Source organism: Pseudomonas shirazica (assembly GCF_015168335.1).
In the GTDB taxonomy this organism is placed as follows: Bacteria; Pseudomonadota; Gammaproteobacteria; order Pseudomonadales; family Pseudomonadaceae; genus Aquipseudomonas; species Aquipseudomonas asiatica.
In genome coordinates, this window is the sequence record NZ_CP063456.1 from 3,313,648 (window position 1) to 3,325,765 (window position 12,118).

General features: G+C 60.5%; 11 protein-coding genes and 4 tRNA genes. 3 read left to right on the forward strand and 12 right to left on the reverse strand.

Translation table 11 applies throughout. From position 1 onward, the window contains the following. Window positions 1-27: 27 nt before the first annotated feature. The 5 genes from lon to IMX18_RS15330 all read right to left on the reverse strand — a co-directional run bounded on the left by lon (window position 28) and on the right by IMX18_RS15330 (window position 6,573). Window positions 28-2,424 carry an endopeptidase La gene (gene lon, locus IMX18_RS15310; protein ID WP_015269697.1) on the reverse strand — a complete coding sequence of 799 codons (2,397 nt, stop codon included), beginning with the start codon at window positions 2,422-2,424 and terminating at the stop codon, window positions 28-30. Window positions 2,425-2,587: 163 nt separating this feature from the next. Further along, window positions 2,588-3,871, reverse strand: a complete 1,284-nt coding sequence (gene clpX, locus IMX18_RS15315; RefSeq protein ID WP_013971882.1) for an ATP-dependent Clp protease ATP-binding subunit ClpX — start codon at window positions 3,869-3,871, stop codon at window positions 2,588-2,590. A 108-nt stretch (window positions 3,872-3,979) separates the two neighbouring features. After that, entirely contained in the window at window positions 3,980-4,621 is a 642-nt protein-coding gene (gene clpP / locus IMX18_RS15320; protein WP_003259400.1) for an ATP-dependent Clp endopeptidase proteolytic subunit ClpP, read from the reverse strand. A gap of 91 nt (window positions 4,622-4,712) precedes the next feature. Beyond that, window positions 4,713-6,026 (reverse strand): trigger factor, encoded by a 1,314-nt coding sequence (tig, locus tag IMX18_RS15325; RefSeq protein ID WP_015269696.1) that lies wholly within the window; start codon window positions 6,024-6,026, stop codon window positions 4,713-4,715. A 247-nt stretch (window positions 6,027-6,273) separates the two neighbouring features. Then, window positions 6,274-6,573, reverse strand: a complete 300-nt coding sequence (locus IMX18_RS15330; RefSeq protein ID WP_100413772.1) for a DUF6388 family protein — start codon at window positions 6,571-6,573, stop codon at window positions 6,274-6,276. 206 nt (window positions 6,574-6,779) lie between these two features. Between IMX18_RS15330 and IMX18_RS15335 the strand changes: the two genes are divergently transcribed. Together IMX18_RS15335 and IMX18_RS15340 are read left to right on the forward strand one after the other, a co-directional pair. Continuing rightward, window positions 6,780-7,136 carry a type II toxin-antitoxin system RelE/ParE family toxin gene (locus tag IMX18_RS15335; RefSeq protein WP_015269694.1) on the forward strand — a complete coding sequence of 119 codons (357 nt, stop codon included), beginning with the start codon at window positions 6,780-6,782 and terminating at the stop codon, window positions 7,134-7,136. Next, entirely contained in the window at window positions 7,133-7,435 is a 303-nt protein-coding gene (locus tag IMX18_RS15340; RefSeq protein ID WP_015269693.1) for an XRE family transcriptional regulator, read from the forward strand. The genes IMX18_RS15335 and IMX18_RS15340 overlap by 4 nt, the downstream gene beginning before the upstream one ends. 73 nt (window positions 7,436-7,508) lie before the next feature. Here the strand turns inward: IMX18_RS15340 and IMX18_RS15345 are convergent. From IMX18_RS15345 to IMX18_RS15360, 4 genes are all read right to left on the reverse strand, one after another. Further along, window positions 7,509-7,584: transfer RNA gene (locus tag IMX18_RS15345), tRNA-His, on the reverse strand. 44 nt (window positions 7,585-7,628) lie between these two features. Further along, window positions 7,629-7,713 (reverse strand) — tRNA-Leu (locus IMX18_RS15350). A 52-nt stretch (window positions 7,714-7,765) separates the two neighbouring features. Beyond that, a tRNA-His gene (locus IMX18_RS15355) sits at window positions 7,766-7,841 on the reverse strand. Window positions 7,842-7,883: 42 nt separating this feature from the next. Continuing rightward, a tRNA-Arg gene (locus IMX18_RS15360) sits at window positions 7,884-7,960 on the reverse strand. A 272-nt stretch (window positions 7,961-8,232) separates the two neighbouring features. Between IMX18_RS15360 and folD the strand changes: the two genes are divergently transcribed. After that, window positions 8,233-9,087, forward strand: a complete 855-nt coding sequence (folD, locus tag IMX18_RS15365) for a bifunctional methylenetetrahydrofolate dehydrogenase/methenyltetrahydrofolate cyclohydrolase FolD (protein ID WP_015269692.1) — start codon at window positions 8,233-8,235, stop codon at window positions 9,085-9,087. 166 nt (window positions 9,088-9,253) lie between these two features. On the opposite strand, the gene IMX18_RS15370 is transcribed toward folD, so the two are convergent. Genes IMX18_RS15370 through IMX18_RS15380 form a run of 3 tightly spaced genes read right to left on the reverse strand, consistent with a single transcriptional unit; the run spans window position 9,254 to window position 12,118 of the window. Continuing rightward, on the reverse strand, window positions 9,254-10,993 hold the full coding sequence (locus tag IMX18_RS15370; protein WP_217190576.1) for an ABC transporter substrate-binding protein: 1,740 nt from the start codon (window positions 10,991-10,993) through the stop codon (window positions 9,254-9,256). 39 nt (window positions 10,994-11,032) lie between these two features. Then, window positions 11,033-11,305 carry a DUF2160 domain-containing protein gene (locus IMX18_RS15375; RefSeq protein ID WP_013971877.1) on the reverse strand — a complete coding sequence of 91 codons (273 nt, stop codon included), beginning with the start codon at window positions 11,303-11,305 and terminating at the stop codon, window positions 11,033-11,035. A gap of 12 nt (window positions 11,306-11,317) precedes the next feature. After that, the gene (locus IMX18_RS15380; protein WP_013971876.1) at window positions 11,318-12,118 is read right to left on the reverse strand and encodes a carbohydrate ABC transporter permease; all 801 of its coding nucleotides are present in this window, start codon (window positions 12,116-12,118) and stop codon (window positions 11,318-11,320) included.

Below are 12,118 nucleotides of genomic sequence, written 5' to 3' on the forward strand. Positions count from 1 at the left end.
CAAGGAAAGCCCCCCAGCCAAAAACTACTAGTGCGTGCTAATTCTTTCCTTAGCATCGCCGTCGCGCTTTTCATCTTTCGCGACAATCTCCGGAGCCACATCTGGCAAGGGCTCCGGGGCGTATTGCAGCGCAATTTGCAGGACTTCGTCAATCCATTTGACTGGTTTGATCTGCAGATCCTGTTTGATATTTTCCGGAATCTCCTTCAGATCGCGAACATTCTCCTCGGGAATGATCACCGTCTTGATCCCGCCACGGTGTGCCGCCAGCAGTTTTTCCTTCAACCCGCCAATGGCCAGCACCTGGCCACGCAGGGTGATTTCGCCGGTCATGGCCACATCGGCACGTACCGGAATCTGCGTCAGCGCCGACACCAGCGCGGTGCACATGCCGATACCGGCACTTGGGCCATCCTTCGGCGTGGCGCCTTCAGGCATGTGGATATGCACGTCGTGCTTCTCGTGGAAGTCGGCGGCGATACCCAGGCTGCGGGCACGGCTGCGCACCACAGTCTGCGCGGCGGTGATCGACTCGACCATGACGTCGCCCAGCGAGCCGGTCTTGATCAGCTGGCCCTTGCCGGGGATGACCACGGCTTCGATGGTCAGCAGTTCGCCGCCCACCTGGGTCCAGGCCAGGCCGGTAACCTGGCCGATCTGGTCCTGCTGCTCGGCCAGGCCGTAGCGGAACTTGCGCACGCCGAGCAGGTGCTCCAACTGCTCGCTGGCTACCTTGACCTTGACCTGCTTCTGCCCGGTATGTTCCTTGACCACCTTGCGGCAGACTTTGGCGATTTGCCGCTCCAGGCCGCGCACACCGGCTTCGCGGGTGTAGAAGCGGATGATGTCGCGGATCGCCGAGACATCGACTTCCAGCTCGTCCTTCTTCAAGCCGTTGGCCTTGACCTGCTTGGGCACCAGGTACTTGACCGCGATGTTGATCTTCTCGTCCTCGGTGTAGCCCGGCAGGCGGATGACTTCCATCCGGTCGAGCAGCGCCGGCGGGATGTTCATCGAGTTCGAGGTGCACAGGAACATCACGTCCGAGAGGTCGTAGTCGACCTCCAGGTAGTGGTCGTTGAAGTTGTGGTTCTGCTCCGGGTCGAGCACCTCGAGCAGTGCCGAGGCCGGGTCGCCACGCATGTCGCTGCCCATCTTGTCGATTTCGTCCAGCAGGAACAGCGGGTTGCGCACCCCCACCTTGGTCATCTTCTGGATCAGGCGGCCAGGCATGGAACCGATGTAGGTACGGCGGTGACCACGGATCTCAGCCTCGTCACGCACACCACCCAGGGCCATGCGCACGAACTTGCGATTGGTGGCAGCGGCGATCGACTCGGCCAGCGAGGTCTTGCCGACGCCGGGTGGGCCAACCAGGCACAGTACCGGGCCGCGGATCTTCTTGACGCGCTTTTGCACGGCAAGATACTCGAGGATGCGTTCCTTGACCTCTTCCAGGCCGTAGTGGTCGGCATCGAGGATTTCCTCGGCCTTGGCCAGGTCCAGACGCACCTTGCTCTGGGCCTTCCACGGCACCTGCACCAGCCAGTCGAGATAGGAACGGACCACAGTGGCCTCGGCCGACATCGGCGACATCTGCTTGAGCTTGTTCAGCTCGGCCTGGGCCTTGGCCAGTGCGTCCTTGGGCAGGCCAGCGGCTTCGATGCGCTTTTTCAGCTCTTCGACTTCGTTGTGGCCTTCGTCGCCATCACCGAGTTCCTTCTGAATGGCCTTCATCTGCTCGTTCAGGTAGTACTCGCGCTGGCTGCGCTCCATCTGCTTCTTGACCCGACCGCGAATGCGCTTTTCGACCTGCAGCAGGTCGATTTCGGCATCCAGCAGCGCCAGTACGTGCTCGACACGGGTCGGCAGGTCGACGATTTCGAGAATTTCCTGTTTCTGCTCGATCTTCAGGGCCATGTGTGCGGCCATGGTGTCGACCAGGCGCCCTGGCTCTTCGATGCTGTTCAGCGACGACAGCACTTCGGCTGGGACTTTCTTGCCCAGTTGCACGTATTGCTCGAACTGCGACAGCAGCGTGCGCACGAACACTTCCGACTCGCGCTCGGCGGCGTCGACTTCGTCGATCAGGGAAACTTCGGCACGGATGTGCCCTTCTACTTCGCTGAAACGCTCCACGGCGCCGCGTTGCTCGCCCTCGACCAGCACCTTGACGGTACCATCGGGCAGTTTCAGCAATTGCAGCACGGTGGCAACGGTACCGACGCGGTACAGGGCGTCTTCGCCCGGATCATCGTCGGCCGGGTTTTTCTGGGCCAGCAGAAGAATCTGCTTTTCGCCCGTCATCGCCGCCTCAAGGGCTTCGATGGACTTTTCGCGCCCCACGAACAGCGGGATGACCATGTGCGGGTAAACAACGACATCGCGCAATGGCAAAAGAGGCAAGTCGAGGGTGGTCTTCATGATTTCGCCTCTACAGCGGCCTTATGGCCGGAAACCGGTGGAAATGATGCTTGGACCTAATGTGGGGGCAGGCTTGGGAAATTACAAGCGCTAGCGCAGGAAAAGCAGAAAGGGGCCCGTAGGCCCCTTCTTGCTTGCAACCGTCAACCAGCCATTGCCTGGATCAGGCGTCCGGCGCGGCCTTGGCTTGCGGCTCGCTGTTTTCGTAGATCATCAGCGGCTGCGAAGTGCCATCGATGACGCTCTCGTCGATCACCACCTTGCTGACATCCTTCTTCGAAGGAATCTCGTACATGGTGTCGAGCAACACGCCTTCGAGGATCGAACGCAGGCCACGGGCGCCGGTCTTGCGCTCCAGGGCCTTGCGCGCCACGGCCTTGAGCGCATCGCTGCGGAACTCGAGGTCGACGTTTTCCATCTCGAACAGCTTGGCATACTGCTTGGTCAGGGCGTTCTTCGGCTCGGTGAGGATCTGCATCAGCGCGGCCTCGTCCAGCTCGTCGAGGGTTGCCAGCACCGGCAGGCGGCCGACGAATTCCGGGATCAGGCCAAACTTGACCAGATCGTCCGGCTCGACCTCACGCAGGGACTCGCCAACCTTCTTGCCCTCTTCCTTGCTGCGTACTTCGGCGCCAAAACCGATGCCACCCTTGGTGGAGCGGTTCTGGATGACCTTTTCCAGGCCCGAGAAGGCACCACCGCAGATGAACAGGATGTTGCGGGTATCGACCTGCAGGAATTCCTGTTGCGGGTGTTTGCGGCCGCCTTGCGGCGGAACCGAGGCCACGGTGCCTTCGATCAGCTTCAGCAGTGCCTGCTGCACGCCCTCGCCCGATACGTCACGGGTGATGGACGGGTTGTCCGACTTGCGCGAAATCTTGTCGATCTCGTCGATGTAGACGATGCCCATCTGGGCCTTTTCCACGTCGTAGTCGCACTTCTGCAACAGCTTCTGGATGATGTTCTCGACGTCCTCACCCACGTAACCGGCTTCGGTCAGGGTGGTGGCGTCAGCAATGGTGAACGGTACGTTCAACAGGCGTGCAAGGGTTTCGGCGAGCAGGGTCTTGCCCGAGCCGGTTGGCCCGATGAGCAGGATATTGCTCTTGCCGAGTTCGACTTCGTCACCCTTCTTGTCACGCTGGTTCAGGCGCTTGTAGTGGTTGTACACCGCTACGGCAAGCACCTTCTTCGCGCGTTCCTGACCAATGACGTACTGGTCCAGGATACCGCTGATTTCTTTCGGCGAAGGCAATTTGTGCGCGCTGCTCTCGGCCTGGGCTTCCTGCACCTCCTCACGGATGATGTCGTTGCACAGGTCGACGCACTCGTCGCAGATAAATACCGAGGGCCCGGCAATCAGTTTGCGCACTTCGTGCTGGCTTTTGCCGCAGAAGGAGCAATAAAGCAATTTGCCGCTGTCCTCGCCGTTACGGGTGTCAGTCATTCGATCGATCCAATCCGGTAGGCTTGCAACACAAGATGAAGGCAATTGCGGGCTTTTTCAAGTCCGCAGGTAGGCGCTTTCCGCGCCTACCTGCTCTGGCACCCCGGTTCAGGAGGCCAGTTGCCGCTTGTCGTAGACCGAGTCGATCAGGCCGTACTCGGCCGCGCGCGAGGCGCTCATGAAGTTGTCACGTTCAGTGTCGCGCTTGATGGTCTCGAGATCCTGGCCGGTGTGGTAGGCCAGCAGCTCGTTCAGGCGGGCCTTGATATTGAGGATTTCCTGGGCGTGGATCTCGATATCGGTGGCCTGACCCTGGAAGCCGCCCAGCGGCTGGTGGATCATCACGCGCGAGTTGGGCAGGCAGTGACGCTTGCCCTTGGCACCAGCAGCCAGCAGGAAGGCGCCCATGCTGCAGGCCTGGCCGATGCAGATGGTCGAGACGTCCGGCTTGATGAACTGCATGGTGTCGTAGATCGACATGCCGGCGGTGACGGAACCGCCCGGCGAGTTGATGTACAGATGGATATCCTTGTCCGGGTTTTCCGCTTCAAGGAACAGCAGTTGCGCAACGACGAGGTTGGCCATGTAGTCCTCTACCGGGCCAACCAGGAAGATCACACGCTCCTTCAACAGGCGCGAGTAGATGTCGTAAGCGCGTTCGCCACGGGCGGACTGCTCGATAACCATCGGGACCAGACCGCCTGCGGCCTGGATGTCAGAGCTCTGCTGAATATAAGAATTGCGGGACATGTCCTGCGCTCACTCCCAAATAGTCATGGCTTGAATACGCACAAGCCAGCTCGAAGGCTGGCTTGTGGGGGTTTCCTACGAGAGAAGCCTGTTACTCAGCGGCGGCTGGAGCCTGTGCTGGTTTAACGGCATCTTCGTACGAGACCGACTTGTCGGTCACAGTCGCTTTCTGCAGAACAGTATCTACAACTTGTTCTTCCAGCACAACCGAACGGACTTCGTTCAGTTGCTGGTCGTTCTTGTAGTACCAGGCGATGACCTGCTCAGGCTCTTGGTAAGCCGAAGCCATTTCTTCGATCATTTCGCGAACCTTGCCTTCGTCCGGCTTCAGTTCGAACTGCTTGACCACTTCGGCCACGATCAGACCCAGGACTACACGGCGCTTGGCTTGTTCTTCGAACAGTTCGGCCGGCAGCTGCTCAGGCTTGATGTTGCCACCGAACTGCTGAACAGCCTGCACGCGCAGACGGTTGACTTCGTTTTCCAGCAGGGCTTTCGGTACTTCGATCGGGTTGGCAGCCAGCAGACCGTCCATGACCTGATTCTTCACCTTGGCCTTGATGGCCTGGCGCAGTTCACGCTCCATGTTCTTGCGAACTTCGGTGCGGAAGCCTTCCAGGGTCGATTCCTTGATGCCGAACTGGGCGAAGAACTCTTCGTTCAGCTCTGGCAGCACAGGAGCGGCAACGCTGTTGACGGTGATGGTGAACTCGGCGGCTTTGCCAGCCAGGTCCAGGTTCTGGTAGTCCTCTGGGAAGGTCACGTTAACAACGCGCTCTTCGCCAGCCTTGGCGCCAACCAGGCCGTCTTCGAAGCCTGGGATCATGCGGCCGGAGCCCAGTACCAGCTGGGTGCCCTTGGCCGAACCACCGGCGAACACTTCACCGTCGACCTTGCCGACGAAGTCGATGTTGACCTGGTCGTCGTTCTGCGCGGCACGCTCGACGGCCTCGAAGCGGGTGTTCTGCTTGCGCAGCACTTCCAGCATGTTGTCCAGGTCGGCATCAGCCACTTCGGCGCTCAGGCGCTCGACGCTGATCGACTCGAGGCCGCCAACGGTGAACTCCGGGAACACTTCGAAGATGGCGACGAACTCCAGGTCCTTGCCCTTCTCGAAGGACTTCGGCTCTACCGCAGGGGCGCCAGCCGGGTTCAGCTTCTGCTCGACGATGGCTTCGTAGAAGGAAGCCTGGACGAGGTCACCGAACGCCTCTTGACGGGCATCGGCTTCGAAACGCTGACGAATCACGCTCATCGGCACTTTGCCTGGGCGGAAGCCGGCAACCTTGGCGCGCTTGGCAGTCTGTTGCAGACGCTTGTTGACTTCGTTCTCGACGCGCTCGGCCGGAACGGCGATGGTCATGCGGCGCTCGAGAGCGGAAGTGTTTTCAACAGAAACTTGCATGGATATTCCTCGTTGCACAGACGTTAGCCGGCGTTAGCCCGACTCCAGAATCAAGGGCAAGCATTCTAGTGAGTCGCGCAGCAGAAGTCACCCCACTCGGGACGACGAGAAACCACGCCGGTCGATTAACTTTCAAGGCCCGTACGACATAACGCCGAGCCTGCTTCAATGGGGCCGCACGACGCCACCAGGCGACCTGCAGCCGAAATACCTTGTCAAACAACTGCCACCAACGAATTCGCTTCCTTTATTCAGGTTCGATTTCGTTGAACTGGCAGTACTCCTCCCACTCCATCCCCAGCGCCTCGGCTACCTCGCGGTGCGTCTCCAGGCGCATGGCCTGCAGCTGCTCGGGGGTTTCGGCGATCAGTTGCAGGGCCAGCTCCCAAGGCTGGATACCCTGCTCCTCGGCCGCATCCTCGAACGCCCACTCGATCTGCTGGGCCTGCTCGCGCGCATCCAGCTCACGGATCTCTTCGAGCAGCTGCGGGTTGGCCTCGGCAAAGCGCTGTAGCGCCAGGGCCTGACGGCCTTCTTTTGCGATCATCGGGTTGTTCCTCTGCCGGCCAAATGGGCCAGTGTTTCAACCGGCTGAAATCTAACAGCTTTTATTGGGGTGTCACCAGAGGATTGCAAGGGCCGGGATCGATTGATTTGCAACCCGGCGAACACTCCTACAGCACTGCGGGAAACACGCTATGGCACAAGCGATTGCCCTGCGCTTGAATGGAGCACCTTTTTTGGTACACTTCCATGGGCAGGAACACGACAACACTAGATGTCCGCTTCTTTCGCACCGAAGCCGGCAATGAGCCTGTACGCGAATGGTTGACCTCACTCCCCCGCACCCACAAATACCTGATTGGAACCGAGATCAAGACAATACAAATCGGATGGCCGCTAGGCATGCCCATTGTCAGGAAGCTCGGGAAAGGCCTATGGGAGGCCAGGGTCAACCTTGAGAACACGATCGCCCGGGTACTTTTTACCGTGGATGGAAACACCATGATCCTGCTTCACGGCTTCATCAAGAAGAGCCAGAAAACACCAGCGCCGGACCTGGCCGCCGCCAGGCAGCGCCAAGCCGCCATAAAGAGGCACAAGCAATGACCATACATATCGGCTCCGACTTCGACGACTTCCTGGCAAGCGAGGACCTTGCAGAGGAGGTATCCGCAGCCGCCCTGAAGCGCGTGATCGCCTGGCAGATCGCCGAGGCCATGAAAGCGCAGAAGATCAGCAAGAAGGCATTGGCCGAGCGCATGCACACCAGTCGCACCGCGGTTGACCGGGCGCTCGACCAGAACGACTCAGGCATGACACTGGCAACCCTGGCCAGCGCAGCGCGCGCCCTCGGGCATCGCGTAGAGGTGCGCCTGATACCGGAAAACAGCCCTGCCCTCGCCTGAGCGCAGCGCCGCCAGATCAGGGCGCAAAACAAAAAGGCGCCCGATCTCACGATCAAGGCGCCTTCAAAGAATATGGGGTGGACGATGGGAATCGAACCCACGACAACTGGAATCACAATCCAGCGCTCTACCAACTGAGCTACGCCCACCATATTGCGGTCTTGCGATGTTGCAGTACAACCTTACAGAAGCATGGTGCGGACGAAGAGACTCGAACTCTTACAGCTTGCGCCGCTGGAACCTAAATCCAGTGTGTCTACCAATTTCACCACGTCCGCGTAACGCTTAAAACAAAGGCGCCAGATGCTATCGAGGCGCCTTTGAAGAATATGGGGTGGACGATGGGAATCGAACCCACGACAACTGGAATCACAATCCAGCGCTCTACCAACTGAGCTACGCCCACCATATTGCATTACAGCCTACTTGCTTGCCAAAGCTGCCTAAATGGCGCACCCGGCAGGACTCGAACCTGCGACCATCCGCTTAGAAGGCGGATGCTCTATCCAGCTGAGCTACGGGCGCTTAAGCTTGAAGCCTAACCGAACGAGACCTTTAACAGGTAACTGCTAAACCACTCATTCTGCCCGACTTCGCCAACCAGTGCTAGGCTGTGCCCGACAAGTGCGGCGAATCTTATAGGCGAGCCTGAAAGTCGTCAACACCTTTCTCAAAAAAATTTAAATTATTTAAGGGCTTAGGGGATTTGCCCGACCACCCGCCTTTGCCCTTGGCCCATGTCGTGCGAGAATGCGCCCTCTTTAATTGTTTCCTTCTCGATGGTTAATCACGCGTCTATGACTGCACACCTAATCGATGGCAAGGCGATCGCCGCCAGCCTGCGCCAGCAGATCGCTCAACGTGTCGTGGAGCGTCGCCAGCAAGGCCTGCGTACGCCGGGCCTGGCGGTGATCCTGGTCGGCACCGACCCCGCCTCCCAAGTCTATGTCTCGCACAAGCGCAAGGACTGCGAAGAGGTCGGCTTCATTTCGCAGGCGTTCGACCTGCCCAGCGAAACCACGCAGCAGGCCCTGACCGAGCTGATCGACCGCCTCAATGACGATCCGGCCGTCGACGGTATCCTGCTGCAGTTGCCGCTGCCGGCGCACCTGGACGCCTCGCTGCTGCTCGAGCGCATCCGCCCGGACAAGGACGTGGATGGCTTCCACCCGTACAACATCGGTCGTCTGGCCCAGCGCATCCCGCTGCTGCGCCCGTGCACACCGAAGGGCATCATGACCCTGCTGGAAAGCACCGGCCAGGACCTGTACGGCATGAACGCGGTCATCGTCGGCGCGTCCAACATCGTTGGTCGCCCGATGGCCATGGAGCTGCTGCTGGCCGGCTGCACCGTGACCGTCTGCCACCGCTTCACCAAGGACCTCCCCGGCCATGTCGGCCGCGCCGACCTGGTGGTAGTGGCCGCAGGCAAGCCTGGCCTGGTCAAGGGTGAATGGATCAAGGAAGGTGCCATCGTTATCGACGTGGGCATCAACCGCCAGGAAGACGGCAAGCTGGTCGGCGACGTGGTCTACGAGACCGCCCTGCCGCGCGCCGGCTGGATCACGCCGGTGCCGGGCGGCGTCGGGCCGATGACCCGCGCATGCCTGCTGGAGAACACGCTGTATGCGGCTGAAGAGCTGCACAGGTAAGACCGCGTGATATGAAAACGGCACCTCTGGCAGGTGCCGTTTTTTTTGCCCGTAAACTATGCACCGCGCCGGCTTCTTCGCGGGCTTGCCCGCTCCCACAAGTACTGCGCCGCTCTCAAGATGCGCGGGGTACCTGTGGGAAGAAGCCAGCGCGGTGCTCAGCCGATCACTTCCTGGCCGCCTCCCACGACTTCAGCAGTTCGTTGTAGCTGACTGTCTCGCCCTTGGGCTTTTCGTTGGCCAGTTTCGGTTTCGGCGCCCCAGGCTGGTCGAACCAGTATTGGGCATCCTTCTCCGGGTTCAGCTTCGGTGCGCAGGTGGCCTGGGCGTTGGACCGCTGCAAGCGCTCCATCATCCGGTCCTGGTCGCGGGCCAGGCCGTCCAGCGCTTCCTGCGGGGTCTTCTCGCCACTGGCCACTTCGGCGATGTGGCTCCACCACAACTGCGCCAACCGCGGGTAGTCCGGCACGTTGGTGCCGGTCGGTGTCCACTGTACCCGCGCCGGGCTGCGGTAGAACTCCACCAGCCCGCCCAGCTTGGGCGCCAGCTCGGTCATGGCCTGGGAGTTGATGTCCGATTCGCGAATCGGCGTGAGGCCGACGATGGTCTTTTTCAGCGACACGGTCTTGGAGGTGACGAACTGGGCGTACAGCCACGCAGCCAGGCGTTGCTTCTCGGGGGTGGACTTGAAGAAGGTCCACGAACCGGTGTCCTGGTAGCCCAGCTTCATCCCCTCCTCCCAGTACGGCCCCTTCGGCGAAGGCGCCATGCGCCACTTCGGCGTGCCGTCGGCATTCACCACCGGCAGACCGGGCTTGGTCATGTCGGCGGTAAACGCGGTGTACCAGAAGATCTGCTGGGCGATGTTGCCCTGGGCCGGCACCGGGCCGGCTTCGGAGAAGGTCATGCCCTGGGCTTCCTTGGGCGCATAGGCACGCATCCAGTCCACGTATTTCTGCGTGGCATACACGGCAGCCGGGCCGTTGGTGTCGCCGCCACGGGTCACGCTGGACCCCACCGGATGGCAGTCCTCCACGCGAATGCCCCATTCGTCCACCGGCAGACCATTGGGCAAACCTTTGTCGCCGCCACCCGCCATGGAGAACCAGGCATCGGTGAAGCGCCAGCCCAGTGACGGGTCTTTCTTGCCGTAGTCCATGTGGCCATAGACGCGTTTACCGTCGATTTCCTTGACGTCTTCGGTAAAGAACCTGGCAATGTCCTCGTAGGCTGACCAGTTCACCGGCACACCAAGTTCGTAGCCGTATTTTTCCTTGAACCTGGCCTTCAGTTCGGGCCGCTCGAACCAGTCAGCACGGAACCAGTAGAGGTTGGCGAACTGCTGGTCCGGCAGCTGGTAGACCTTGCCATCCGGCGCGGTGGTGAAGGAAATGCCGATGAAGTCCTTCAGGTCCAGGGTCGGCGAGGTGTAGTCCTTGCCTTCGTTGGCCATCAGGTCGGTGATCGATTCCACCTCGCCGTAGCGAAAGTGCGTACCGATCAGGTCGGAGTCGTTGACCCAGCCGTCATAGATGTTCTTGTCCGACTGCATCTGTGTCTGCAGCTTTTCCACCACGTCGCCTTCCTGCAGCAGGTCGTGGGTCAGCTGTATACCGGTGATCTCGCTGAAGGCCTTGGCCAGCACCTTGGACTCGTATTCATGGGTGGTGATGGTTTCCGACACCACGTTGATCTTCATGCCACGGAACGGTTCGGCAGCCTTGATGAACCACTTCAACTCGGCCAACTGCTGTTCAGGGGTAAGGGTCGAAGGCTTGAACTCACTGCCGAGCCACTTCCTTGCCGCATCCTCGTACTGGTCGGCCCAGGCTGTGCCCTGCACGCTGGCCAGTACCAGCAACGCGGCCAGGGTCAAATGTCGCCTGTTGTACTTGTTGTCGAACATTGTGATCTCCCGTTTCAGTTATCCCACAGGGCCGCTCGCTCAGCCCCAGCGCAGCACCACCACCAGCCACGCCAGCGACAGCAGCGAGGCCACCCACAATGGCCACTCGCTGACGCCAACCACCAGCAAATGCAGGTAGGCGCTGGCCAGCAGGCCGATGAACAAACGGTCGCCACGGCTGGTGACCAGCGGCAGGAAGCCGCGTCGCTCCACGCAGGGGCGGCGCAGTTCGAGCAGGGTCATGCCCAGCAGCAGCACACCAACGGCGGCGAAGAACAGCGCCGTCGGCAAGGTCCAGGCCATCCACTCCATGCCTTGCCCTCCTCACACTCGGCCCAGGGCGAAGCCCTTGGCCACATGGTTGCGCACGAACCAGATCACCAGCATGCCCGGCAAGATGGTCAGTACCCCCGCCGCCGCCAGTACCCCCCAATCTATGCCCGAGGCAGACACGGTACGGGTCATCACCGCGGCGATCGGCTTGGCATTCACCGAGGTGAGGGTGCGCGCCAGCAGCAGCTCCACCCAGGAGAACATGAAACAGAAAAACGCCGTCACGCCGATGCCGGAGCCAATCAGCGGAATGAAGATCTTCACGAAGAAGCGTGGGAAGCTGTAGCCGTCGATATAGGCCGTTTCGTCGATCTCCTTCGGCACACCAGACATGAACCCCTCGAGGATCCACACTGCCAGCGGCACGTTGAACAGGCAGTGGGCCAGGGCCACGGCGATATGGGTATCGAACAGGCCGATCGACGAATACAGCTGGAAGAACGGCAGCAGGAACACCGCTGGTGGCGCCATGCGGTTGGTCAGCAGCCAGAAGAACAGGTGCCGGTCACCGAGGAAGCGGTAACGCGAGAAGGCATATGCCGCTGGCAGCGCCACTAGCAGCGAAATCAGCGTGTTCAGGCACACGTAGTACAGCGAATTGATGTAGCCGCTGTACCAGCTGGCATCGGTGAAGATCACCCGGTAGTTGTCGAGGGTGAACGCCTGTGGCCACAGGGTCAGGCCGCCGAGGATCTCGGTGTTGCTCTTGAACGACATGTTCAGCAGCCAGTAGATCGGCACCAGCAGGAAGAAGAAGTACAGCAGCAGGGCCAGCGATTTGCGCGTGCTCAT